The organism is Rhodococcus gordoniae (genome assembly GCF_001646655.1).
Classification (GTDB): Bacteria; Actinomycetota; Actinomycetes; order Mycobacteriales; family Mycobacteriaceae; genus Rhodococcus; species Rhodococcus gordoniae.
Genome location: NZ_LPZN01000002.1, coordinates 132,261 through 156,528, shown reverse-complemented (window position 1 = coordinate 156,528; position 24,268 = coordinate 132,261). Strand labels below are relative to the sequence as shown.

24 protein-coding genes are annotated in these 24,268 nt (G+C 66.8%); 9 read left to right on the top strand and 15 right to left on the bottom strand.

The window, feature by feature from the left end:
- Nucleotides 1-48: 48 nt before the first annotated feature.
- From A8G18_RS01285 to A8G18_RS01265, 5 genes are all read right to left on the bottom strand, one after another.
- Nucleotides 49-1,746 carry an AMP-binding protein gene (locus tag A8G18_RS01285; RefSeq protein ID WP_064062420.1) on the bottom strand — a complete coding sequence of 566 codons (1,698 nt, stop codon included), beginning with the start codon at nucleotides 1,744-1,746 and terminating at the stop codon, nucleotides 49-51.
- Nucleotides 1,743-2,618, bottom strand: coding sequence for an alpha/beta fold hydrolase (locus A8G18_RS01280; RefSeq protein ID WP_064062419.1), 876 nt, complete (start codon nucleotides 2,616-2,618; stop codon nucleotides 1,743-1,745). The genes A8G18_RS01285 and A8G18_RS01280 overlap by 4 nt, the downstream gene beginning before the upstream one ends.
- On the bottom strand, nucleotides 2,615-3,355 hold the full coding sequence (locus A8G18_RS01275; protein ID WP_064062418.1) for a hypothetical protein: 741 nt from the start codon (nucleotides 3,353-3,355) through the stop codon (nucleotides 2,615-2,617). Before A8G18_RS01275 ends, A8G18_RS01280 begins: the two co-directional genes overlap by 4 nt.
- Nucleotides 3,352-4,548 (bottom strand): acyl-CoA dehydrogenase family protein, encoded by a 1,197-nt coding sequence (locus A8G18_RS01270; RefSeq protein WP_064062417.1) that lies wholly within the window; start codon nucleotides 4,546-4,548, stop codon nucleotides 3,352-3,354. Before A8G18_RS01270 ends, A8G18_RS01275 begins: the two co-directional genes overlap by 4 nt.
- Nucleotides 4,549-4,634: 86 nt before the next feature.
- The gene (locus A8G18_RS01265) at nucleotides 4,635-5,234 is read right to left on the bottom strand and encodes a TetR/AcrR family transcriptional regulator (protein ID WP_016931642.1); all 600 of its coding nucleotides are present in this window, start codon (nucleotides 5,232-5,234) and stop codon (nucleotides 4,635-4,637) included.
- Between the two features lie 123 nt (nucleotides 5,235-5,357).
- Here A8G18_RS01265 and A8G18_RS01260 point away from each other — a divergent pair, with 123 nt between their 5' ends.
- The 3 genes from A8G18_RS01260 to A8G18_RS01250 are packed head-to-tail and all read left to right on the top strand — an operon-like array spanning nucleotide 5,358 to nucleotide 7,839.
- Nucleotides 5,358-5,855 carry a nuclear transport factor 2 family protein gene (locus A8G18_RS01260; protein WP_064062416.1) on the top strand — a complete coding sequence of 166 codons (498 nt, stop codon included), beginning with the start codon at nucleotides 5,358-5,360 and terminating at the stop codon, nucleotides 5,853-5,855.
- Nucleotides 5,852-6,226 carry a DUF485 domain-containing protein gene (locus tag A8G18_RS01255; protein WP_064062415.1) on the top strand — a complete coding sequence of 125 codons (375 nt, stop codon included), beginning with the start codon at nucleotides 5,852-5,854 and terminating at the stop codon, nucleotides 6,224-6,226. Before A8G18_RS01260 ends, A8G18_RS01255 begins: the two co-directional genes overlap by 4 nt.
- The gene (locus A8G18_RS01250) at nucleotides 6,223-7,839 is read left to right on the top strand and encodes a solute symporter family protein (protein WP_064062414.1); all 1,617 of its coding nucleotides are present in this window, start codon (nucleotides 6,223-6,225) and stop codon (nucleotides 7,837-7,839) included. Before A8G18_RS01255 ends, A8G18_RS01250 begins: the two co-directional genes overlap by 4 nt.
- A 4-nt stretch (nucleotides 7,840-7,843) precedes the next feature.
- On the opposite strand, the gene A8G18_RS01245 is transcribed toward A8G18_RS01250, so the two are convergent.
- From A8G18_RS01245 to A8G18_RS01230, 4 genes are all read right to left on the bottom strand, one after another.
- Nucleotides 7,844-9,187 carry a phosphotransferase gene (locus A8G18_RS01245; RefSeq protein ID WP_064062413.1) on the bottom strand — a complete coding sequence of 448 codons (1,344 nt, stop codon included), beginning with the start codon at nucleotides 9,185-9,187 and terminating at the stop codon, nucleotides 7,844-7,846.
- A gap of 79 nt (nucleotides 9,188-9,266) precedes the next feature.
- Nucleotides 9,267-9,449, bottom strand: a complete 183-nt coding sequence (locus tag A8G18_RS01240) for a hypothetical protein (protein WP_006553115.1) — start codon at nucleotides 9,447-9,449, stop codon at nucleotides 9,267-9,269.
- A gap of 42 nt (nucleotides 9,450-9,491) precedes the next feature.
- Nucleotides 9,492-9,878, bottom strand: a complete 387-nt coding sequence (locus A8G18_RS01235; RefSeq protein WP_064062412.1) for a VOC family protein — start codon at nucleotides 9,876-9,878, stop codon at nucleotides 9,492-9,494.
- Between the two features lie 13 nt (nucleotides 9,879-9,891).
- Nucleotides 9,892-10,650, bottom strand: a complete 759-nt coding sequence (locus A8G18_RS01230) for an arsenate reductase/protein-tyrosine-phosphatase family protein (protein ID WP_064062411.1) — start codon at nucleotides 10,648-10,650, stop codon at nucleotides 9,892-9,894.
- Between the two features lie 68 nt (nucleotides 10,651-10,718).
- Here A8G18_RS01230 and A8G18_RS01225 point away from each other — a divergent pair, with 68 nt between their 5' ends.
- Nucleotides 10,719-12,005, top strand: coding sequence for an APC family permease (locus A8G18_RS01225; protein WP_064062410.1), 1,287 nt, complete (start codon nucleotides 10,719-10,721; stop codon nucleotides 12,003-12,005).
- Nucleotides 12,006-12,197: 192 nt separating this feature from the next.
- Here A8G18_RS01225 and A8G18_RS23290 read toward each other — a convergent pair whose 3' ends face one another.
- Both A8G18_RS23290 and A8G18_RS01215 read right to left on the bottom strand, forming a co-directional pair.
- Entirely contained in the window at nucleotides 12,198-12,713 is a 516-nt protein-coding gene (locus A8G18_RS23290; protein WP_064062409.1) for a carotenoid oxygenase family protein, read from the bottom strand.
- Between the two features lie 513 nt (nucleotides 12,714-13,226).
- Nucleotides 13,227-13,706, bottom strand: coding sequence for a TspO/MBR family protein (locus A8G18_RS01215; protein WP_064062408.1), 480 nt, complete (start codon nucleotides 13,704-13,706; stop codon nucleotides 13,227-13,229).
- A gap of 97 nt (nucleotides 13,707-13,803) precedes the next feature.
- Here A8G18_RS01215 and A8G18_RS01210 point away from each other — a divergent pair, with 97 nt between their 5' ends.
- Entirely contained in the window at nucleotides 13,804-14,802 is a 999-nt protein-coding gene (locus tag A8G18_RS01210) for an MBL fold metallo-hydrolase (protein ID WP_064062407.1), read from the top strand.
- Between the two features lie 7 nt (nucleotides 14,803-14,809).
- Here the strand turns inward: A8G18_RS01210 and A8G18_RS01205 are convergent, their stop codons facing one another.
- Nucleotides 14,810-17,185 carry an FdhF/YdeP family oxidoreductase gene (locus tag A8G18_RS01205; RefSeq protein ID WP_064062406.1) on the bottom strand — a complete coding sequence of 792 codons (2,376 nt, stop codon included), beginning with the start codon at nucleotides 17,183-17,185 and terminating at the stop codon, nucleotides 14,810-14,812.
- A 122-nt stretch (nucleotides 17,186-17,307) separates the two neighbouring features.
- On the opposite strand from A8G18_RS01205, the gene A8G18_RS01200 reads away from it, so the two are divergent.
- Nucleotides 17,308-18,879: an FMN-binding glutamate synthase family protein gene (locus A8G18_RS01200; protein WP_172506065.1), complete on the top strand. Its 1,572-nt coding sequence runs from the start codon at nucleotides 17,308-17,310 to the stop codon at nucleotides 18,877-18,879.
- A gap of 844 nt (nucleotides 18,880-19,723) precedes the next feature.
- Here the strand turns inward: A8G18_RS01200 and A8G18_RS01190 are convergent.
- Both A8G18_RS01190 and A8G18_RS23285 read right to left on the bottom strand, forming a co-directional pair.
- Entirely contained in the window at nucleotides 19,724-20,923 is a 1,200-nt protein-coding gene (locus A8G18_RS01190; protein WP_245207757.1) for a cytochrome P450, read from the bottom strand.
- Nucleotides 20,924-20,995: 72 nt separating this feature from the next.
- Nucleotides 20,996-21,157 (bottom strand): hypothetical protein, encoded by a 162-nt coding sequence (locus A8G18_RS23285; RefSeq protein WP_245207756.1) that lies wholly within the window; start codon nucleotides 21,155-21,157, stop codon nucleotides 20,996-20,998.
- Between A8G18_RS23285 and A8G18_RS01185 the strand changes: the two genes are divergently transcribed.
- Nucleotides 21,081-21,911: a helix-turn-helix domain-containing protein gene (locus tag A8G18_RS01185; RefSeq protein WP_425337683.1), complete on the top strand. Its 831-nt coding sequence runs from the start codon at nucleotides 21,081-21,083 to the stop codon at nucleotides 21,909-21,911. The two genes, A8G18_RS23285 and A8G18_RS01185, sit on opposite strands and share 77 nt — an antisense overlap.
- A 261-nt stretch (nucleotides 21,912-22,172) precedes the next feature.
- The gene (locus A8G18_RS23280; RefSeq protein WP_245207754.1) at nucleotides 22,173-22,520 is read left to right on the top strand and encodes a nitroreductase family deazaflavin-dependent oxidoreductase; all 348 of its coding nucleotides are present in this window, start codon (nucleotides 22,173-22,175) and stop codon (nucleotides 22,518-22,520) included.
- A gap of 33 nt (nucleotides 22,521-22,553) precedes the next feature.
- Here A8G18_RS23280 and A8G18_RS01175 read toward each other — a convergent pair whose 3' ends face one another.
- Nucleotides 22,554-23,198: a TetR/AcrR family transcriptional regulator gene (locus A8G18_RS01175; protein WP_016932203.1), complete on the bottom strand. Its 645-nt coding sequence runs from the start codon at nucleotides 23,196-23,198 to the stop codon at nucleotides 22,554-22,556.
- A 296-nt stretch (nucleotides 23,199-23,494) separates the two neighbouring features.
- Here A8G18_RS01175 and A8G18_RS01170 point away from each other — a divergent pair, with 296 nt between their 5' ends.
- Nucleotides 23,495-24,205 (top strand): hemerythrin domain-containing protein, encoded by a 711-nt coding sequence (locus A8G18_RS01170; protein WP_084421323.1) that lies wholly within the window; start codon nucleotides 23,495-23,497, stop codon nucleotides 24,203-24,205.
- The last annotated feature ends 63 nt before the right edge of the window (nucleotides 24,206-24,268 follow it).

The following is a 24,268-nucleotide window of genomic DNA, read 5'->3' as shown; positions in this document are numbered from 1 at the left end:
GCTCGCCTCCGTCGGCCCGGATCCACCCGGTACCGGCACGGGGGTCGTTCAGACGCTTCGGAAGTCGCGCTCGCTACCGGCCCACTCCCGGGCCCATTCGCGCAGCTCGACGGCACGGATCTTGGAACCGTTACCGCCGACCGTCGTGGGCATCCGCTCGATGATGTGGATCGCCGTGGGCACCTTGAACGCTGCGAGGGTCTCGCGGCACCACGCCTTCAACGCGTCGGCGGTGGTGCCGGCCGGAGCGTCGGGTGTCGGCACGACGAAGCCGACCGCCTCCGTGTAGCCGCCCTCACCGGTCAGACCGACGACCTTGGCGGTGCCCACGCCCGGGTGTTCGGCCAGCCGCACCTCGATTTCGGCGGGGTCGACGAGGAAGCCACGCAGGCGCAGCACGTCGCCCATCCGGCAGACGTAGCGATAACCTCCGTCACCGAGATCGACCGCGAGGTCGCCGCTGCGGAACCATCCGTCCGCGGTGAACGCGCGCGCCGCAGCGTCGGGGTTGCCGAGATAAGCGTCGACGACGTTCGGACCGCGGAACTGCAACTCGCCTTGTTCTCCGGCCGGCAGGACCCGGTCGTCGTACGGATCGGCGACCCGCAGTTCGATCGCGGTGTCGACCGCGCGACCGCCACCGTTCCATCGCACCGACTCCGGATCGTCGGCGTTCCACAGCATCGCGAGGGCGAACACTTCCGACGAGCCGAACACACCGGAGGTGTGGGTGCCGAACTCGTCGCGCAACCAGCGGGCGATCTCGTGGGAGCGGCCGAGGAAGTCGGCGATGCCCACCCAGCGCAGCGACGACAGGTCGACGCCGTCACCCTCGTGCCAGGCGTCGTAGAGGCGGCCGAACAGGTCGTCGGCGCCCACCGCATGGGTGACCTTCACCTCCCGCATGCGGCGCAGCACGGCCGCCGGGTCGAAGACGGTCTCCATGAGCAGTGCTCCACCACCGGCGAGGGCAGCCATCGCGGTGCTGAAACCGAATACCCCCGAGACGGGAAGCACGCACAGCGCGACATCACCGTCGGTGACCTTCATGACCGCGGCGTCGGCGCGACCGTGGCGGACGATCGCGCTGTCGCGGTGCGCGGCCAGCTTGGGCACGCCGGTGGAACCGGACGTCGTGAACGCCACTGCGATCCGGTCCTCGGGATCGTCGTCGGCACCCGCCGGGGTGAGCGTCGCGGTGTCGGGCGTCTCGGGCGCCGTCGCACCACGGGTGTCGCCGCTACCCGCGATCCAGGCCCCTCCACCGAGGTCGAAATCGGCCGGGGACGCCGACGCGTTCGCCGGTCCGGGCACCACCGCGACCACCGGGGTGTCCACCTCGGACACGGACTCCGCGGCCTCCGTGAACCGGCCGAACAGGTCGAGTCCGTGGAAGGCGGCCGGCACCGCGACGACGGCAGGTCGCGCCGCGGTGAGGATGTGGGCGACCTCGCGGGTGTTGTAACGGGTGTTGACGCCGATGACGTGCGCACCGAGCGCGGAGGCCGCGAACTGCCACACGAGGGCATCGGACCAGTTCGGCAGCATCACGGCGACGCATCGACCGGCGCTCAGGCCGATCTGTTCGAGTTCGCCTCGCACGGCTGCGACGCGGTCGCGGAACTCTCCGCGACTGCGGGCCACCGCCGCGTCGTCGACGATGTCGTAGACGATCGGTGCGTCCGGATTCGCGGCGGCGAGCCCGTCGAGCATGGCAGGCAGGGTGTCGAGTCGGGTGGTGGTCACAGCGCTGCCTCCTCGGGGATGCCGGCCCGGCGCAGCTCACCGATCCAGGTGTCGGCGAGTGCGGCGAAGTCGTCGATCTCCTCCATCGGATAGTGCCCGATGCCGGCCAGTGCCGTGAAGCGGGCTTGTCCGGGAAGAACGTCGTTGATCGCGTCCGCGGCCTGTGCCACAGCATCGGGGTCGATCCACGGGTCGTCGACACCGGCGACGAGGTGGATCGGTGCGGCCACCTGGTCGAGCCGGTCGCGCACATCGTGGGTTCCCCACCCGATGAGATCCGACGACGAGATCTCCGGATCCTCCCGCTTGTGCATGAGCGCGATCGTGTGCGCCTTCGATTCCGGGACCGAACGGCCCACGGATGCAAGAGTTCCCAGATAGGTGCGCTCGGAACGCGCCGGACCGGCGACGTCCTCGAGTTCGCGGCGCAATCCGGCGACGTTGACACGCCCCGGGCCGGCCTCGGCTTCCATGGCCACGGCGCCGGACAGCGGACGGTCCGGGCGGGTCGCGAGCTCGAGGGTGAGCTTGCCGCCGATCGAGCAGCCCATGACGAACGGCCGGTCGATGCCGAGCGCGTCGAGCATCGCGCACAGCCAGTCGCCGTAGGCGACGAGACTCGTGACGGGACCACCGGGGGCGGGTTCGGAGCGGCCGTGCCCGGGCAGATCGGGTACCACGACGCGGTAACCGCGTTCGGCGAGCGCGCGAGCGACATGACGCCACTGCACCCCGCTCTGGCCGGCGGTGTGAAGGCACAGGACCGTGGGCAGTTCCGTCGCGTCGACCCCGTTGCCGGAATGCGCGTCGGGCGTGACGATCTCGACGAAGCCGAGCGCTCCGCCGATCTCCAGGTAGCGGGCCTCGATCATGAGCGGGCCTTCCGGGCGAGGGCACGGGCGTGCCCGATGATCGTGTTGAGCGGCTTGGTCAGGCGCAGGTACTCGTATCCGTCTCCGGTGGACGAGAACTCACCGCGGATGGCGCGGCGCATGAAGTCGTTCTCCTCGGACAGGACGAGGCCGGCCCAGGCGTGGTCGGGTGCGACGAAGGTGAACGTCGCGCCGTGCGGGGTGCGCCGGGTGACGTCGACGATGCGGCCCTTGTAGATGCGCAGGTGCAGTTCGGTCTCGCCGCTGCGCAACCCGATGGTGCCGTCCCAGGTGGACAGCGCCGCGGTGAATTCCCGATCCTCGGAGAGACTCTCGGCCAGCAAGCCGCCCCAGGCGGGAGTGCAGAAGTCCAACTCGGGAACCGTCGGCAGTTCGTCGCCGAAGGACCAGGTCTCGGTTCCGGATTCGCGCACCGTACCGGTGGCGTCCACGAGCCGGACGAAGCGGCGTACCGTCCGGCCGGACACGCGGGTGAGCACGGCGTCCGCCGAGACGACGTCCGATGCGGAGACCGGATCATGTGCGTGCCAGTCGAATCCGGACGGAACGCCACCCGGCACGGGTGGGACGAGCGACGCGACGGCGAGGGCACCGAGGACGGGTGAGCCGGTCGGCGCGACGGAACCGGCGGCGGTCAGGACGTCGGCCACGGCACGAGGTTCGGAGGTGACCCGGTCTCCCACGGTGAGCGGTCGGGTGGTGGTGTGTGCGCTCATACCGATTCGGGCCTTCCCAGGAGTTCGTCGGAGATGATCCGCATCTGGATCTCGCTGGTGCCCTCGAAGATCTTCGTCAGACGCGCGTCGCGCCAGTGGCGCTCGACCTGGAAGTCGGTGGTGTAACCGGCACCGCCGTGGATCTGCACGGCTTCGCTGGTGACCTGCTCGGCCATCTCGGTGGCGACGAGCTTGCACATCGACGCCTCGAGCGAACAGCGGCGGCCGGTGTCGATGTCGGTGGCCACCGAATACATCAGCTGGCGCGCGGCCTCGATGTCGGCGGCCATCTTCGCGATCTTGAAGCGCAGGTGCTGGAAGTCGCCGATGGGACGGCCGAACTGCCGCCGGGTGTGCACGTACTCGATGGAATCCTCGAGCGCGGCGCGGGCGAGACCGATGGCGCGGGCGGCGGTGTGGGCACGGCCCACTTCGAGACCGGAGACGGCGAGATAGAAGCCCTTGCCCTCCTCGCCGAGCATCGTGTCGGCCGGGATGCGGAAGTCGTCGAACGACAGCTCCCAGGTGCTCCAGCCGAAGTAGCCGATCTTGCGGACCTTGGTGCCCGAGATGCCCTCGGGGAACACGCCGCGTTCCTTCTCGACGAGGAAGGCGCTGATCCCGCGGTGTGGCTTGGCCGGATCCTTGTTCGGATCGGTGCGGGCGAAGAGCACGAGATAGTCGGCCTCGTCGGCGTAGGTGCACCACATCTTGGTGCCGTTGACGACCCAGTCGTCGCCGTCGCGCACGGCGCGGCACGAGATGTTGGCGACGTCGGATCCGGCCTCGGCCTCCGACAGCGCGTATGCACCGAGATACTCACCGCGCGCGACCTTGGGCAGCAGCGCCGCCTCCTGTTCGGGCGTGAAGCCGCCGCCCATGCCGTTGCCGCGGGCGAGCAGACCCGAGACGCTCATCCAGGACCGCGAGAGTTCCTCGGCGACGAGGCAGTACTCGAACACTCCGAGTCCGAGACCGCCGTGCTCCTCGGGGATCATGATCCCGAAGAAGCCGATCTCGGCCATCTCCTTCTTGAGGGAGTCGGGGATCGTGCCCTGGACGGGGTCGAGCTCGTTGGCGACGGGCAGCACCTTCGTCATCGCGAAGTCGCGGGCGAGGTCGCGGATCGCGAGTCGTTCCTCGGTGAGATAGCGCGGCGAGTCGGTACGCGGTTGCGAGGGGCGGTGGGTCATGGGGGTGCACTCCTTCGATGGACCGGAGTAGGTCATTAACGCTTGTTCACCCCAGTACAGCACGGCACCCCGAGCCCGTCAACGGCTCAGCGCGAATATCCGACCAGATTGAGCGCGTATCCGGCGAAGTCGTCGGCGACCTCCTGGGCCGTGAGCGGACCGTCCTCCCGGAACCACAGGGGGATGCCGGCGCACATCGTCAGCACCGCGGTGACGCCCTGATGCACCCGCTCGAGGGAGAAGATCCCTTGGGACACACCGTCTTCTGCGATGTCGACGAACAACTGTTCCTGCGCGTCGCGGGAACCGACCACGCGCGTGCGGTCGAGCCGGCCGAGATAGCGCAACTCGGAGTTCGCCACCAGGCACGCACGCGGATTCCGCGCGGTGTACAGCGCGTGGGCGGCCACGGCCGCGCGCCACCGCTCGGCGGGATCGTCGCCGACCTTCCGCAGAGCGTTGCGGGTCGCCGTGAACTGCTCGTCGCTCGCGCGACGCAGAATCTCCACGAGCAGTTCCGACTTGTTCTCGAAATGGTTGTAGACGTTGGCAGCGCTGCAACCTGCGGAGTTGGCGATGTTGCGCATCGTCGCGCCGTGAAAGCCACACTCGTAGAACTCGTCGAGTGCGGTCTCGAGAATCCGTTCGCGAATGGACGAGGACGTACCGTTCGACCGGCTGTTCATCCCTGCACAGTAAGCACGAGGGGCGCCGACCAGCAACAACCTTCCCGTTGACGCAGATCTTCGCGCTTGTTATGGTCCAGATCACATGAACGGTCGTTAATAACGGACTTCGGAGGATCTTCTGTGTCCAACCCCCAGCTCGAACCCTCCCTTCTCGAACGCATCACCCGTCTCGAAGACCTCGAGGCGATCCGCCGGCTCGACGCGCAGTACTGCCGCCACCTCGACGACGGCAACTGGGATGCCCTGATGGATCTGTTCACCGACGACGGCGAATTCGACGGTCTGTCCCATCCCCGGGGCAAGGCGGAGATGCGCTCCTTCTTCGCAGGACTGGCCGACGGCGGCCTGACCTCCTTCTGGCACTTCATCACGAACCTCGAGATCGACCTCGACGGTGACCGCGCCACGGTGCGTTCGTTCCTGTGGCAGCCGTGCGTCACCGACGGCGCCCCGGCCATCGCAGCCGGGCGCTACAACGATCAGCTCGTCAAGATCGGCGGTCGCTGGCTCTACAAGGTCAAGCAGGTGCGTTTCCACTTCTTCGGCCCGCTCGAGGCCGGCTGGGACGAGAACCTCTTCGCGCTCGACAGCGCCCGCGGTGCGGCGGTGCGGGCATGACCGACACCGTCGCCGGCGACAACGCGACATCCCCGAAGGACGAGCTCGTCTGGACGAGGATGCTCCACCTTCCCGAAGTCGCGGAACTGCGTCGCCGCCGCAGTCGGGTCACGAACACCCTCGGCGGTATCACCGTCGTGCTGTTCGCGACCTTCCTGATCGCGTTCATCGGATTCCCCGAGCGGCTGGGAACCAATTCCGTCTTCGGCATCCCGCTGTCGCTGTGGGTCGTGTTCTCACAGTTCGCAGGCACCTGGGTGCTGGTCTGGGCGTACTTCCGCCTCTCCCGCACCTATATCGGACCCGCCGTCGACGACGCCGTCGCGGCCGTCGAGCAGAACCGTCCCGCATCCGAGGAGATCGAATCATGAGCGGCGACGCCGACCATCTCGCCATCGCGATCTGCAGCGCCGTCATCTCGCTGACCCTGTGGGTGACCTTCGCTGCGTCCCGACGAGCAAAGAGCGCCGACGGCTTCTTCGCCGCCGGTCGCTCGATCTCGAGCTGGCAGAACGGATTCGCCATCGCCGGCGAGTTCATCTCCGCCGGCAGCTTCCTCGGCACCACCGGCCTGATCTTCTCGAAGGGCGTCGACGGAACGGTCATCCTGTTCACGTCCGTCATCTCGTTCCTGCCGGTCCTGTTCCTCCTCGCGGAGAAGATGCGCAATCTCGGCAAGTACACCCTCGCCGACGTCCTCGTCTTCCGGACCGACTCCCGCAATGTGCGGGTCGCGGTCGCGCTGAGCACCATCGCCACCGGCACCTTCGTGCTGCTCGCCCAGCTCGTCGCCGCGGGCGTGCTCCTCGAATCCGTCTCCGGCATCCCGTTCTGGCTGTCGGTGGTCGTCGCCGGATCGCTCATGGGCGTCTATGTCTTCGTCGGCGGCATGCTTGCCACCACCTGGGTGCAGGTCATCAAGTCGACGATCCTGTCGGTGCTCGCGATCATCGTGTGCTTCGGCATTCTGGCGCAGTTCGGCTTCGCCTTCCCGAAGGTCCTCGATGCAGCCACAGACAACGCCGTGGCAGGTGACGCGATCCTGTCGCCCGGTCTGATCTTCGGGCAGACGAGCGCGATCAACCTCGTCTCCTACGCTCTCGCATTCGCCCTGGGCACCGCAGGCATGGCACACATCCTCATCCGGTTCTTCACCGTTCCCGAGGCCACCACGGCACGTCGTTCGCTCGGCTGGACCGTCGCACTGTGCAGCCTGTTCTACCTGGTCGTCATCGTGATGGGCTTCGGCGCCGCGGCACTGCTCGGCCCGGACGGAACGGACCTCGTCGGCCCGGGCGGAAATCTCGCCGCACCGGTCCTCGTCACCGAACTCGGTGGTGGCGTGGGCACCGTCGGTGGATCGGTGGCCCTGGCGCTGGTCGCGGCCGTGGCATTCGCGTCCATCGTCGCGGTCGTCGCCGGTGTCGTGATCTCCGCGGCGGGCACCTTCGCCCGCGACGTGTGGCCCGCCCTCACCCGGAAGGAACCGATCGAGCACCTCGATGCGGACGACCAGGCCCGAGAAGACGACGCGCAGGCCCGCATCGCCCGCTACGGAGCGGTGACCTTCAGCGTCATCGCGATCGGCCTGGCCATGCTCATCGGTGACGACACCAACATCACCTTCTTCATGGGCATGGCGTTCATGGTGGCCGGCAGCGCGCACCTGCCCGCCCTCGTGCTGAGCCTGAACTGGCGGCGGTTCAATGCCACCGGCGCGGTGTGGGGTGTGCTCACCGGCCTCGTCTCGACGATCGTGAGCCTGATGTTCACCGAAGCGCTGTGGATGGGCAGCGGTCCCGCTCCCCTGACCATCCAGCTTCCGGTGATCGTCACCATGCCGCTCGGCATCGCCGCCTGCGTGATCGGTTCGATCGTCGGCGAGAAGCGTCGGGGACGTGGCCGCCTCGAGGACGAGAAGTTCGCCGAGATGCTCGTACGCGCGGAGACCGGCATCGGCGCGGAGGCCGCCGGCACGCACTGATCCGTCATCGATATTTCGGGTTCGCAACCTTCAGCCGGTTCGCGGCGAACCCCCTGATCACCTCGGCGACCTGCGGGTCGTCGAGGTGATCTCGTCCTGCCCGCACTCCCAGGGCGAGCTCCGTCTCCGAGCGGTAGCCGAGACCGGCGAGCCGCACCCGGTAGGTCTCCCGCACCGCCGGCGCGACGGCGGCCTCCCGCGCGGCGATGCCGAGTACGTGCGCCGCGACCCTGCTGCGGTACCGGGTCTTCGCGTCGGCACCCGACCCGACTTCCAGCACGAATTCCCGGACGGCGTCGAGCAACTCCTCCACAGGCGGCGTCCCGAGGAGATCCGCAACAGGAGCGGTTTCCGCGTCGTCGTAGGGAGGAACGCCGAGCAGATCCAGCAGATCGTGTTCGCACTCGGCGACGCGGCGACCGATGGCCAGCAGTTCGAGGGTGTTGTCGCCTCCCGACGACGCCGCGGCGGCCTGCATCCGGCAGATCACCGCCCACCGCAGCGATCCGTAGACCTCCCACCACCGAACGACGTCGGGATCGGGGTTCTGTCCCGATTCGTCGGCGTAACCGCGGAACAGGTCGTCGCGGGACCCGAACCCACCGACAGGGTGGGGTGACCCGAAACGCCACGCCCTGGTGCACAGCCAGCCGAGGTCCTCCATCGGATCACCGACGTGCGCCAGTTCCCAGTCGAGTACCCCGTGCACCCCGACCGGGTCGACGAGCAGATTGCCGTTGCGGAAGTCGCCGTGGACGAATGTCTTTCCGGTTGCCGCTGGGCGATTACCGGTCAGCCAGGCGAACGCCGCCTCGAGTGCCGGCACGGGCGCTCCGGTGGCGACGTACTCGTCGAGCAGGAAGGTCAGCGGGTCGTACTCGGGGAGGTTCGGTACGGCCCCGATGTCCATGCGGTGGATCTTCGCCAGGATGCGCCCGAGTTCGTAGGGCAGCGTGGCCCGGACGTCGGCCAGATTCTCGTCGCGCAACAATTTCTGCGGGAGCGCCTCACCGGGCACCCGTGACATCACGAGATAGGCGCCGATTCCGGGGCGCGGCTCGTCGCCACTGCGGTCGATGATGTCGGGCACGGGCACCCCGACGCGCGCCGCTTCGTCGAACGACGCCGCTTCCATCGCGATCCGGTGGGTGTCCTCGCGACCCGGCGGATCGCGGCGCAGGATCAACTCCCGGACGGTGCCGGTGTCCGACGCCGCGGTGAACGCCCACGTCTCCCGGCTCGCACCCCCGGTGAGCCGCTCGATGCGCCGCAGCGTCCACGTACCGCCGAGAACCGACGAAAGACGCTTCGCCAGTTCGTCTTTCAATTCACCGCTGACGCCGCCCACCGGGACCTCCCTGTTCGGTTTCCTGCGGTGGATACTCCCACGGTGATCCGCGGTGTGCGAGTACTTCGGCCGTGGAGGGTCAGGCCGCGAACCCCACCGCGCCGATCACCGGGATGATCGTCATGAAGACGATGGCGAGCGCGAACAGCGTGATCGTGATCTTCTTGTCCCAGCGTGATCGCGTCCCCGTCGCGGCGAGCATGAAGAAGACGAACCCCACGCAGATGGATCCGATACCGATGACGACGGGTGTTTCCAGCATGCCTCCATCATCACCCATCGCGGGTCGGCGCTTCGGGGTCGGTCATCTGTCGGCCGCCGGCTGGAACAGTTCGATCGGATTGCCGGCGGGGTCGGCGAGCAGGATCTGACGACCGCCCGGACCGGTCACCACATCGCTTCGGAGTTCTATGCCGGCACCACGCAGGCGAGCGATCTCGGCGTCGAGGTCGTCGACGACGAGGTGGATCCGGTTACGGCCCGGACCGGCGAACTCCTCGGGGGTGGCGCGGGCCCCGGAACTCGCCGGCCCGGACAGCAGCAGCCGCAGCGAACCCCTGATCACATCGGCGAAAGCGGGCGCGGGGTAGGTGAGCACGGTGAAGCCGAGATAACGGGTGTAGAAGGCGACGGCCGCGGGCACGTCGTCGACGAGGTATCGGACGCTGACGTATTCGTCGGTAGTGGTCATCGGTTGCTCCTGGTCATGTTGTGACGGCATGGGTCTCGCACAGATATCGGATGCGGGTGTCGATCTCGGCCGCGATGACACGGAAGGCCGGATAGGTCTCTTCGTCGGCACCGCCGGCCGCCGCCGGGTCGGGGATACTCCAGTGGATCCGGCGAGTCTCGCCGTCGAATTCGGGGCATACCTCGCGGGCCTTGTCGCACAAGGTGATCACCGTGCCGAACCGGCGGCCGGCGAGGCTGTCGAGGTGGCGGGGATGTCGGTCGGCGATGTCGATCCCGAATTCTTCTCGCAGCACCCGCACCGTGTTCGGGTGCATGTTCCGTTTCGGGCAGGTGCCTGCGCTGGTCGTGTCGACGGTCCCGCCGGTGCGCTGCCGGAGCAGAGCTTCTGCGATTGCGGAGCGCGCACTGTTGCCTGTGCACACGAACAGCACCGGTGAGGGCGTCTCGGATGTGAACGTCACAGGCGGGCGGTTGCACCCCAACCCCGGATGCAGTGCGGCACCTACGCCGGCCAGCATCTCGGTGCACCGGTCGAGGTCGAGGTGGTAGTAGCTGTCGCGGCCGTCGAAGCTGCTGCGGGAAGCCCGCACCAGCCCGCCGTCGCGGAGCAGGCGGAGGTGATAGGAGACGAGGTTCTGCGGCTCCCCGACCAGTGACACCATCTCCCGGACCCGATAGTCGCCGCCGGACAGCGCCGCGAGCAGCTGCCACCGCACCGGGTGGGCGGCCAACTGCACGAAGGCCGGGACAGGTTGACGCACCGACTCCATCACCCGATGATAGCACCAGATACATCAAATCATTTTGATTCAATTTGGATGCGCGCGAAGGAGCCGTGATGTCGGAGACGACAGGGACGGGCACGCCCGAGGGGTTGCAACGGCGCCTCGGGGCGGCCGACGCAGTCGTGATCGGCCTCGGATCGATGCTCGGGGCGGGGATCTTCGTGGCCCTGGCGCCCGCAGCCGGAGCTGCGGGGTCGGGCCTGCTGATCGGGCTCGCGGTGGCGGCAATCGTGGCGTACTGCAATGCGTCCTCGTCGGGACGGCTGGCGGCACGGTACCCGGTCTCCGGTGGCACATATGTGTACGGACGCGAACGGCTCGGCGAGTTCTGGGGATATCTGGCAGGCTGGTGTTTCGTGGTCGGCAAGACCGCCTCGTGCGCGGCCATGGCGTTGACCGTCGGCCTCTACATTTGGCCCGAGCAGGCGCACGCGGTTGCGGTCGCCGCGGTCGTGTTGCTCACGGCGGTGAACTATCGCGGTGTCCAGAAGTCGGCACTGGCGACCCGGATCATCGTGGCGATCGTGCTGGCCGTACTCGCCGCGGTGGTTGTCGCAGGGTCTACCTCCGGCTCCACCGAGGTGACCCGACTCGGGTTCGGCACCGACATCACCGTGGGCGGGGTGCTGCAGGCGGGCGGGTTGTTGTTCTTCGCCTTCGCCGGGTACGCGCGGATCGCCACCCTCGGCGAGGAGGTACGCGAACCGGCGCGCACGATACCGCGCGCGATCTCGATGGCACTGGGCGTCACCCTGCTCGTCTATCTGGCGGTCGCTTCGGTCGCGCTGCTGGTACTGGGCCCTCGCACGCTGGCCGAAGCGACTGCACCGTTGTCGAGTGTGGTGACCGCGGCCGGGGTCGAGTGGTTGGAGCCGGTGGTGCGCGCCGGGGCCGTCGTTGCCGCTCTGGGTTCACTGCTCGCCCTGGTGCTGGGAGTGTCGCGCACCACCTTCGCGATGGCACGGGACCGGCATCTGCCGCACGCGCTGGCCGCGGTGCACCCCCGGTTCGCGGTGCCACATCGAGCCGAACTCGCTGTCGGAGTGATCGTCGCGGTCGTCGCCGCAACCGCAGATGTCCGTGCCGCGATCGGATTCTCGTCGTTCGGGGTGCTGGTCTACTACGCCGTCGCCAACGCCTCCGCCTGGACGCTTCCGGGCGGCGGGCGACGCGGACGCATCATCGCTTCACTCGGGCTGGCCGGATGCCTGACCCTGGCGTTCACGCTGCCCGGCTCATCGGTGCTCACCGGTACGGCCGTGATCGCAGTGGGCGCGCTGATCTACGCCACACGTCGGCGCTTCAGGTCCCAGCCGGAACCGGTTGAACCGCAACGGTAGATCCGTCAGAAATGAGATGCCCATCGGCCTACCGCCGGTCGGAGGTAGCGCCACTGTCGGGCCGAAACGCGCCGTGGGAGGTCATCGGCACGTAGTGCTGCAGGATCACCGCCGCGACCGGTCCGTCGCCCGGTCGGTCGGCGCGCAGGACGAGAAGCCTGCTGCCCCTGCGCGCAGGCTGGTGTTCGAGCGTCAGCGATCAGCCGCCGCCCTCGGCGTCGCTGCCGGTGCGAACAGAGGTTCACAGACGGTGGTGCCGGCCTCGGCCGTGTACCGGTTCGTCGTGCCCGTACGGTGATCGATCATGGTGACCGAGTCGGGATCCCCTCCCGGGACCGATGCCGACGCGGTGTAGCTGTAGCGATGCTCGGTGGTGGCGAACCGCGGGTCGAGTCGAGGGAATTCGCATCCGTGATCGTCGAGCGCGGTGGCGGTGATGCGGCGGGCCCTGCGGTCGACGGTCAGCCGAGTGAGCGTGCCGCCGAAGGCCGGTCCGGCATCGCCCCAATAGTTGCGCAGGTGACCGTTCCACCCTTCCCAGCCGCCGGCCGGATCGTGCGCGACGAGTTCGACGACGGTGCGATCGCCGGCCTCGTGGGCGTTGGTGACGTGAAAGTGGAACAGCGCGTCGTGTTCGAAGGTCGCCGGGTCACCACCGTCCCGCGACACCAGGACGATGGTGGTGCCGAGTTCCGGTCGGTACGACAACGCATCGTCGAAGGGCGCAACCCCAGTGCAACCGGGACGGGATTCCGAACCAGCAAGGGTCCCAGCACGAACACCATGTGCCGATCGGTCAGCGCGAAGTCGTGGACGAATCCGAGCTCGGGAATCGGGATCGTCGCGGGCCCGTACAGCCGACCACCACGGTCCAACCATCTATCGCCGGTACGCATCGAAGGGCCATCTGCTGGGCGTCATCGTGAACCACGAGCTCGACACTCTCGAACAACTTGTCCTCGGTCGCCTGCGATTCGCCGACGAACCGTGGCTCATCCGCTCCGAAGGGGCAGCACACTGGTCGACATCGTCACCGAGCGGGCACTGAAGCACATCACCGGCCCACCCCTGGCTGCGCACCTCGGGCCGACCCCGGAGACAGCAGTGGAATTCATGGTGGGCGTGGTCTTCAGCCAGTTGCTCTCCCCCGCCCGGCACATGACCCACGCCGACGTCGCCGCGTATGTCACGAACGCGATCTACCGTCCTGACTCACGCGGATCAGCGGTTGAGCTGCGCGATCCGTCCGGTCAGCAGCGTAGCGAACGCCGTCCACGCCGAGTACGGAGCCAGCGCGGCACCCGCAGCCGGATTCGCCGCGGCCGTCCGGCGGGTCAGATCTGCGGTGCTGGCGGCGAGCAGTGCGGCCACCACAGTGGCAGGCATCAGCCGATGCCACTTGAAGAACACCCACGACCACGACGCGTTGAGGACGAGATTCGTGGCGAGCGCAGCGATGTAATTGCGACGTCCCGTGTCGTCGTCGGCCTCGGTGTACTCGTCGATCGCGGCGGCCGAGGTCACTGCGATATCGGCATACAGCGCGGTCCACACGATCGGAAACGCTACGGCCGGGGGCTGGAAACCCGGCTTGCGCAGCTTGCGGTACCACCGGGAGTTCGTGTCCTGGGAGGCGATCGATCCGACGAGCGCGGTGGTCGTCGTAGCAGCGGCGGTCGCGAGCACGGTGCTGAGTCTCATGTCGTATCGGCTCCTGTCGAGGACGGTTGCCCGTGGGCTACCCGAGCCGAACATCCGGGAAACGGACGTCGGTAGGGTGGCGGGCGGGAAGGACGATATGAGCGGGTTACAGCAGGTCGGTGACGGTGTCTGGGCGTTCGTGCGCACACCGGGCGGTTGGGGCGAGGCCAACACGGGACTGATCGTCTCCCCGGGATCGGCATCGCTGGTCGTCGATACGGTGTGGGATGTCGAGTGGGCGCGACGTATCGCCGAGGTGCAGACACCGCTCGTCGCCGATGCTCCGATCACCGATGTCGTGAACACGCACAGCGACGGCGACCACTGGTGGGGCAACGACACGCTGCCATCCGACACACGGATCATCACCAGCGCCGCCGCACTGGACGCCATGCGCGAAGATCTTCCACCGCGCGCCCTCACGGTGCTTGCGGGCACGGGCTCGCTGATCCGGCGGCTGCCGGGACCGATCGGCGCGGCAGGTGCCTACATGGCGCGCGTCCGCGGCGACGCCCGCTTTCCCCGTCGCACACCCCGGATGCCCGACACCACTTTCACGACCTCGCTGTCTCTGGAGATCGGTGGTCGCGTGGTCGAACTCGAGCAGCTCGGGCCGTGCCACACGGCCGGCGACCTCGTCGCCCGTGTCCCCGACGCCGGCGTGGTCTTCACCGGCGACCTGCTGTTCATCGGTTCGACTCCGATCCTGTGGCACGGCCCGCTCGACAACTGGTTGTCGGCGCTCGACCGTCTGCTCGGCTGGGACGCCGCGGTGTACGTGCCCGGACACGGACCGACCTGCGGTGCGGCGGAGATCCGAGCACTGCGCGACTACTGGCTGTGGCTGCGCGACGCCGCCCACGATCATTACCGGGCCGGACTCACTCCGCTCGAGACAGCGCGGATGCTCGTGCGCACGAGAGACTTCGATGCGTGGCGTCACTGGGAGTCGCCGGAGCGCATCGCGTTGAGCCTGAGCACCCTGTTCGACCAGTGGAACGGCAACCCACCGGCGCCGCCCACCGTGAGGCGACGCGCTGCGGCCTTCGTGACGGCCGAGACCCTGCTGCGCGAAGGCACATTCGAGGCGTCCTGACCGCCGGTCAGGACAGGTGCTTCGGCTCCGGGGTCGTCTTGTGCGACCAGTCCGACCCGACGGGCGCGGTTCCGAGCACGTCCGGGCATTCGTCGTCGCGATTTCCGGCGGGCGTCAGGGAGATCACGATCGACTTGTAGGTGGGGCAGTTGCTCTTCAGCGCAGTCGAATCGAGCGGGACGAGAGGGTTGGTCTCCGGATAGTAGGTGGCCGCACTTCCCCGCGGCAGGTCGTACTCGACGATCCGGAACCTCGTGGCGCACCGTTCGCGGTCGTCGCCGTCCCATCGTGTGAACAGGTCGACGAAGTCTCCGTCGTCGAAACCCAGTGCGGCGATGTCGTCCCGGTGCATGAACACGACGCGACGGCCGCCCTCGATCCCGCGGTAGCGGTCGCTGAGGCCGTAGATGGTGGTGTTGAACTGGTCGTGACTGCGCATCGTCTGCAGCAGCAGATGCCCCGGCGGGACCTGAACCACCTCCACCGGCGAAACGGCGAATTCCGCCTTACCCGAATCGGTCTCGAAGCTTCGGGTATCGCGGGGCGGATGCGGCAGGATGAACCCTCCCGGACGCCGGACATTGACCTCGTAGCCTTCACAACCCGGGACGACGCGGGAGATGCGCGAGCGGATGTTCGCGTAGTCGTCGCGCATCGCCTTCCAGTCGATCCCGTAGCGGTCGCCGAGCGTGGCCTCGGCGATGCCGGTGATGATCGCGACCTCCGAACGCACGTGCCCACCGGGCGGCTTCAGCGGCCCCCGCGAGGCGTGGACGGCACACGTCGTGTCCTCGACCGACACGAACTGCGGTCCCGAGGCCTGGACGTCCTTGTCGGTACGCCCGAGCGTCGGGAGGATCAATGCTGTTCTGCCGCAGACCAGATGGGAGCGGTTGGGTTTCGTCGAGATGTGCACCGTCATGTCGATGCCTGCCATCGCCTCGGCGGTGACGGCGGTGTCCGGCGCCGCCTGCACGAAGTTGCCGCCGAGGCCGAGGAAGAACCGCACCTTGCCGTCGCGCATCGCCTTGATCGAATCGACCGTGTCGTAACCGTTCTCACGAGGAGGATCGAAGCCGAACTCCTTCTCGATCGCGTCGAGGAAACTCTGCGGTGCGCGTTCCCAGATCCCCATCGTGCGGTCGCCCTGAACGTTCGAATGACCACGCACCGGCATCAACCCCGCGCCGCGCTTGCCGATGTTGCCCTGCGCGAACGCGAGGTTGCAGATCTCCTTGATGGTCGCGACCGCGTTGCGGTGCTGAGTGATCCCCATGGACCAGCAGAAGACCGTCGCCTTCGAGCGGCGCACCATCTGCGCGGCCTCGGTGATCTGCTGACGCGACAGGCCGGTCGCGGCGACCACCTCGTCCCAGTCGATGTCCCGGACGTGTTCGACCCATTCGTCGAATCCCCGGGTGTGGCTCTGCACGAAGTCGTGGTCGAGCGCGTCCCATTCGACGAGCAGCGACCCGAACGCCTGCAGCAGCGCGAGGTCGCCATTCACCTTGATCGACAGATGCAGGTCGGACAGATCCGTTCCCCGACCGAGCACGCCGCGCGGTGTCTGCGGGTTCCGGAAGTTGACCAGCCCCGCTTCGCGCAGCGGGTTGATCGTCAGGATCTTCGCGCCGTTCTGCTTGGCCTCTTCGAGTGCGGTGAGCATGCGCGGGTGGTTGGTGCCGGGGTTCTGTCCCTGCAGGATGATCAGCTCGGCGTGGTGCACATCGTCGAGCGTGACGCTGGCCTTGCCGATGCCGATCGACTCCTGCAGCGCGATGCTCGTGGACTCGTGGCACATGTTCGAGCAGTCGGGCAGGTTGTTCGTCCCGAACGCCCGCGCGAACAGCTGGTACACGAAGGCCGCTTCGTTCGATGCCCGTCCGGACGTGTAGAAGGTGGCCTGATCGGGGCTGTCCAGCGACTTCAGCTGTTCACCGATGAGGGTGAAGGCCTCGTCCCACTCGATCGGGGTGTAGTGCGTGGCGCCGGGCCGCTTGACCATCGGATGCGTGATGCGGCCCTGCTTGCCGAGCCACAGCTCGCTGTGCCCGGCCAGTTCCGCGATGCTGTACCGCGCGAAGAACCCGGGGTCGGCGCGTCGCGTGGTGCCCTCCTCAGCGACGGCCTTGGCACCGTTCTCGCAGAACTCGGCGATCTTGCGATGACCGGGGTCGGGATCGGGCCACGCGCAGCTCGGGCAGTCGAACCCTTCGGCCTGGTTCAACTCGAGCAGTGTCTCGGCGGAACGCATCAGTCCCATCTGCTCGAGGGATCGCTTCACCGCCACGGCGACGCCGGTGACACCCGCTGCGGCCTTCTTCCGGTCTCCGACCTCGAGGTCGCCTTCGTCGTAGTCGGACCGCCGGTCACGGTTCAGCATCCGATCACCTCTCCCCACGCACGGTTTGCCGAGGAGTACCCCGGTCCGGTGCCTGCCGAAACGGGCCGGCGATTACGCCCGGACCCGCATCGCGCAACCCCATCCGGACGTACTCTCGGGAAATGGGACGGTCGAAAATGCTCGGAATCCCGGCCGCTGCGGCGGCCGCTGTCGGTGCCTACGATCTTGTGCAGAAGCGACATTCGCTGCTACGCAACTTCCCGATTCTCGGGCATGGCCGCTATCTGCTGGAGTCGCTGGGACCCGAACTGCGGCAGTACATCACGACGAACAACAACGAGGAACGGCCGTTCAACCGCGATCAGCGCCGATGGATATACGCTTCGTCGAAGAACGTCACCAACACCTTCGGATTCGGCAGCGACAACGACATCGAGTACACCGACGGGTACACGATCATCAAGCACCGCACGTTCTCGGACCTGCCGCCGTCGAGTGCACCTCACGGGGGCGAAAAGGTGTCGATCCCGTCCGCGAAGGTGCTCGGCGCTGCCCGGGGACGTGCCCGCGCCTTCCGTCCCGAGTCGTTCGTCAACATCTCGGCGATGAGCTTCGGCTCGCTGTCCGGTGCCGCCGTGGAAGCACTCAACCGGGGTGCCGGGGCGGCCGGATGCCTGCAGAACACCGGTGAAGGCGGCCTGACGACGTACCACCGCAACGGTGGAGAGTTGATCTTCCAGATCGGCACCGGCTATTTCGGTTGCCGCGACGAGGACGGACACTTCGACCTCGCACGATTGAAGCGGGTCGTCGAATCGGCACCCGTGCGTGCCCTGGAGATCAAACTCAGTCAGGGCGCCAAGCCCGGACTGGGCGGATTGCTACCCGGAGCCAAGGTCACCCCGGAGATCGCCGAGGTCCGTGGAATCCCCGTCGGCAAGGACTGCGTGAGCCCGTCGCGCCACACGGAATTCCACGACATCGACGGTCTGCTCGATTGGGTCGAACTGCTCGCAGCCGAAACGGGACTTCCCGTGGGGATCAAGTCCGCCGTGGGCGACACGACCTTCTGGGACGAACTCACACGCCAGATGAGCGAGACCGACCGCGGAGTCGACTTCGTCACCGTCGACGGCGGCGAAGGTGGAACCGGCGCTGCGCCTTTGGTGTTCGCCGACGCCGTATCGCTTCCGTTCCGCAGCGGCTTCGCGCGGGTCTACACGACATTCGCCGAGGCCGGCCTGACCGACGACGTCACCTTCATCGGCGCCGGCAAACTCGGCCTGCCCGACAACGCGGTGGTGGCGATGGCACTCGGATGCGACATGGTCAACGTCGCCCGCGAACCGATGTTCTCGATCGGATGCATCCAGGCGCAGAAATGCCATACCGACCGGTGCCCCACCGGAGTGGCGACGCAGAACCGTTGGCTCACCCGAGGACTCGACGTCCCGACCAAGGCCGACCGCGTCGCCGACTACATCGAAGCCCTCCGCCGCGACGTATTCAAGATCGCGCAGGCGACGGGTGTGGCGCATCCCGGCCTCATCACCGTCGACGACATCGAGATCGCCGACGGCAATCGACGCGCCGTCACCCTGCGGGAGCTGTACGGCTACCGGGACGGGTGGGGGCTGCCCTCGCAGGCCGACCGCGAGGAGATCACCCGGCTGATGACCGTGGAGGCCGTGACGACGCCGGGTGGGACCGAGAGGTCGACGGCTACGTCGTAGTCATGTACGGGTCAGTGGTGTCGAGCGAGAAGACCTACCGATGAGTACTCGTTACGTCGACATGTTCGAACTCGGCGCCATCGCAGCCGCCTTCATCGGCGGTGCCACAGTCTTCGGTCGCCGCTTGTACCGGTAGCAGCCCTGTCGATCGTCGGATCACAGGCGGTCTGTTCGACCTGGTTGCCGGATCCAACCAGCGCGACGGCGCGAACGCGGACCTCGGGAGAACAGGAACGAAGCATGGCCGGAACCTTTCAGAAGGGTCCTCGACTCATCACCGGATTCGGAAACCCGACTATGGGGCATCGCCCCCGAGCGAGCGGGCCGGTCGGCGGACGACGACGTCCGAAGTGGTCTGCTCAACGCCCACCTCACCGCACAGTAGCCGAGAGTCCCTGCCCGATCGGGCTCACGCCGTCGATCGAGTCGAGTCGGTCCTTCACGAACACCTCCGGGAGTGTTCATGGTGCCTGTACATCCCGCCTCCAGTCGCACCGTCCAACGATCGCCGTCGCCATCGCGATGACCCGCTCCCGTCCGGTCCTGCTCGCAGACCTACTCACCTCCGGTCTTCCATCGGTCCGAATGGCCGACCATGTGCTGCGCCGGACATCCACAACGACGGCCGGGCTCGGCAGGTCTACCGCGCCGATGTCGTACTTTCCCTCATCCGGCTTCCTCGAGAAACCGAACTCGCTCTCGAAGCAGATGGACACTGGGAAGCAGAGGGAATTGCGGTCGGCACGGCGACCCTTGTCGACCGGGAAGGTGATTTCGGGGTGTGCACCGTGCCGGGTTCGGCGAACGAGCCACGATCCTGAGCGGAGCGCTTCTTGGATCGTTGTCAGCTGTCCCATTCGACCGTGAGCCTGTTCGGGCCCCGGAGCGCGACACCGACCTGGCTCGTGACCATGGCGTCGCCTTCGGCCCCGTATTGCAGGCGCAGTCCGGGCAGTCGCTCGAACAGCGCTGTCAGCGCCGTTTCGAGCTCTGCGAGCGCGAGCCAATTGCCGGCACAGCTGTGGGGTCCATGTCCGAAGGACAACAGGGCGGGCGCGCGACGGGTGATGTCGAACGTATGTGGGTTCGGATACACGAGCGGATCCCGGTTCGCTGCGTTGATCGAGAAGATCACCGGGGTTCGGGCCGGGATACCGATCCCGTTCCACGTGGTCGCAGTGGGGCACAGCCGAGGAAGCAGACCTACCGGTGGTTCCCACCGAAGCCCTTCCCATACTGCCCAGATCGCATGTTCGCGGATCTCGGACCGTAGGATGGCGAGTTGCTCGGGATGGGTGAGCAACGCGGACAGTATGTTGCCGAGCCCCAGCATGGTCGTATCCGCTCCTGCCGGGAAGAGCAAACGTAAAAAGGAGAGAACTTCCTCGTCGTCGAGCCTCTCACCTTCCAGGTCCGCGCTGACCAGCACCGAGATCAAGTCGTCCCCAGGACTGTGGCGACGTTCGGCGACGAGTGGCCTGACGGCATCGGTGAAATCGTGCGAGGCACGCATGGCGGCCTCGGGATCGAAGGGAAAGTGGAACAGGTCGTGCGCCCACCGGTGCACGGTCGCCTCATCGTCGACCGGAAGTCCCATCAGCCTGCTGATCAGCAGTACCGCGTAGCGGGTGGTGAATTCGGTTACCAGGTCCGCCTCACCGTTCGAGGCGAACCGATCGATGAGTTCATGTGCGAGAGGCTCGAGCAACGGTGCCACATACTCCGCGACCTGCCTGCGACGAAACGGAGGCAGGATGAGCGTTCGGTTCTTCCGGTGCTCCGCGCCCGCCATACACTGCAGCGTCTTTCCGAGCACCGGGCCGGTGGTCATCGGATAGATGGCCGACGCGGGGAACGTCGATTCGTCCTTGAATGCCGCGGAAACGAGCTCGTCGGTCAGCAACAGGATTGCTTTGGCCCCGGCGAACGGAACGACGGCGTATGCCTCAGCGGTGCGGAGGTCCTCGAGAACGGTGTGGAGTCGAGGATGGTCCTCGAAGGCGAAGTCGACCTCGTCGAAGTCGACATCGGGTAAGTCTGCCACTGCTGACACTGTTCACTCCTCACACGACCATCGCAATACGAATATTCATATAGACTTCTACATATTTCCGTATCACTTGATCGTAGGAGCAAGTCCTTTGAGCGACAAGAGTTCATGGCGAAGTCCCTCCCCGCCGACGGACAGGGTGGTCTCGATCATCGAACTCCTCGCCTCCCACGAGGGGCCCGCCAGCGCCGCAGAACTGGCCGACACATTGGGCTTGAACAGGTCCACAGCAGGAGCGATCCTGAGCGTCCTCCACCGTCGAGGCTGGGTCGTTCGCCTGCCAGATTTGCGGTACATCCTCGGCCCAGGAATCGCGGCAGTCGCCGAGCGGGTCCACTTCTCGTACCCGCTCCCCACCGGAGCATCCGAATGCCTCGACTCTCTCGCCGAACGGGTCCGGTGCGGTGCCGCACTCGGCGCAATCACAAACGGACGACTCGTGTTCGTCGCACTGGCCGGCGCACTCGGGCACCTGCCGGCAGGCATCGAGGTGGGAGTGCACCTACCGCTGCACGCGCCCGCCGGCGCATCGGTCATCGCCTTCACCGACCGCACCGACCGAGAACGCTGGCTCGACACCGCCCCACAAGACCGCAGGAAGCCGCTCTCCACAGCACTGGAACAGATCACCCGCACCGGCGTGGCAGTGTGGGGAGCCGATGAAGCCGACATCGGTCGCATCGAAGTCCTCGTCAAGGTGGCAACCCGTTTGTCCCTCACTGCCGTCGACCAGCGACTGCGCGAACAGGTGCAGGAATTGATCGCCGAAACCGGCGCCTACCCCTATCCACAGCACATCCTGGAATCCGACACTTCACTCCCGGTGAGCTATCTGTCGGCACCGGTCACAGATCGGGATGGAAACCCACAATGGGAGTTACAGATCGGCCCTCTACGACCGGCAGTCACCCGGCACGAGCGTGAGACCTACATCCGCGAACTGCTCGCGACGGCCACCGAGCTGTCACGACGCAGTCCGTAGTTCACCCGGCAACGAAGGTCACATCACCACTACCCGTCAATGATGATGGGTTGATCGATCGAGGCGAGAAACACCCAGGGGTCGTCGGCGGCAACTCGGTCACCGAGCGTCCGCGCCGATGTGTATTCGTTGCCGAACTCCTCCCGCCACAACACCCGCCGGCTCCGTGCATGAACGGCGCGCCGGCGAGCAGACGCGGTCCGTGCTGTTGTGCCGAGCAACGAGCGATCCGAACATCGCCTCCGCATACGCCGGACTGTCGTGCAGGTACGACGCCAGGTGATCATGCGGCGAGTCCACCGGTCCGGCCGCATCGGCACGTATCCCGAGTCCGCGGGCGGTCAGGTACGTCGCGAACCGTTCGACGCGATCCGCCGGTTCGGCGAAGGTCCCTCCCATCCGGCCTGGTACTACAACCTCACTACCGCGGGACGGGCAGAGGTCGAGATCGGTACCGAGACCTTCGAGGTCAGGGTAGAAGAGATCACCGGCGCAGAGCGCGACCGCCTCTATGCCGAGCAGACCCGCCGCTATCCCGGTTTCGCCGAGTACGAGAAGAAGACGCGCGGAGTGCGTACTATTCCGGTCCTCGCTCTCCACCGAAGCTGATTCCCTCCGGACCGAGGACTTCCTCGAAGCCCCTCATCCCTGCGGGCAGAGGGAGGCAATGACTGTGCGCGCCAACCAGTCCGCGTACCGGTCCAGTGCCCACCCCCGTTCGAGGACCAACGCTTCGTAGGTGTTGATCATCAGGTAGTTCCACAGCACATCGCGAACCTCGTCGAGTTCGATGTCGTCGCGGAGTTGCCCCGTCGCCATCAGATGCGCGCCGACCATTGTCGCTGCGGCCGAACCTTCTTCGCTCAGTTGCTGCCAGACCGGGTCGAGCGAGTCGTCCACGTGCCGTCCGTCGCGAATGAGGATCTGAACCTTGGCCGAACGGTGCTGCCGATGTGCCAGGGCGTGGGTGAACATGTCGATCTTGCGACGCACATCCGGTTCGGCGAGCATCGCCTGCTGTTCCGGACGCTCGGCAACCGATATCGGCTCGTCGTCACCGGCGATCACGACATCGAAGACCGCCTTGGCCAGAGCCGCCTTACTGCCGAAACTCTTGTACAAGCCCTTCACCGAGACACCCGCGCGGTTGGCGACCGCGGCGAGGGTGGTGGCCCGGAAACCGTCGCGTTCGAACAGTTCCTGGGCGGCCACGACCACGGCGCGACGTCGCACTCGGGCCTGCGCCTGCCTGCCGGACGCATCGTACGGCCTCTTGACTTCGGCCATTCCCGCTCCGATAATTCGAGTACAACCTGATTGAACTGAATGTATCAGGTTCACTCCAGCACAGCGTGCCATCAGATCCCGGAGTCGCCGAGGTCGTGATGCAGCAAGTTCCCCCGTGCCGTGCACGCTTCGGTGCGACCGCGCGGCACACACCGATCATCAGAGAACGTGTCGACCTCCCGGATAGACGTAATCCATTGGTTACCGAACAAATCCGTTCATCACCGCTCGACGCGTACGACGAACAGGAGAGGGCCGTGAACATCGATCGACATGAGCCCGCCGATACACGAAGCATGGGAATCGTCCACAGCGCCCTGCGGCGCGACCTGGAACGAATCCGGATGACGCTGCAGACCGAACCGTATCCGAAGGGGAAACGTCGACTCGCGCTCGCCGATCACGTCGTGTGGCTCATGCACGCCCTACGTCTGCATCACAGCGCGGAGGATGCCGGACTGTGGCCCCTGATCCGTGCGAAGAATCCCTCTGCGGGGGCTCTGCTCGTTCGTATGGAGTCCGACCACCGTCGGATCGCCCCCGCGATGATCGCCCTGGAAGGCGCCGGCCGAGCATACGGTCGGGACGCGTCTACACGGACACGCGTACTCGACACCCTGGCCGAACTGAACGAGGTCCTGTTGCCCCATCTGCAGCGTGAGGAACTGGAGATGATGCCGGTCGTCGCCGCGACCATCACCGCATCCGAATACCGCGACGTCGAGAACGAGTACTTCGTGAAGCCGAAGGGCGTCGTCGAACTGGGGGCCGAAGCACCGTGGATCGTCGATGGCGCGACCACGGAAGATCGCGACGTGATCCTTCACGTCGTCCCTGCTGTGCCCCGCTTCGTCATCATGCAGACATTCGGCCGGATCTACCGGCGCAAGGTCGCGCGGTTGTGGGAGGACGGACCGGCGGCCGCTGTACCGCCGATCAAGGTCACTGCACCTCGCGGTGAAGCAAGAACGATCAGGGAGTTCGAGAGCCGACATCTCGCCCCGTAGGAGCGGCACACGTCGTAACCACCGAGATCCCGCCGGCACGCGCCGACGGGATCTCCTGTGCCC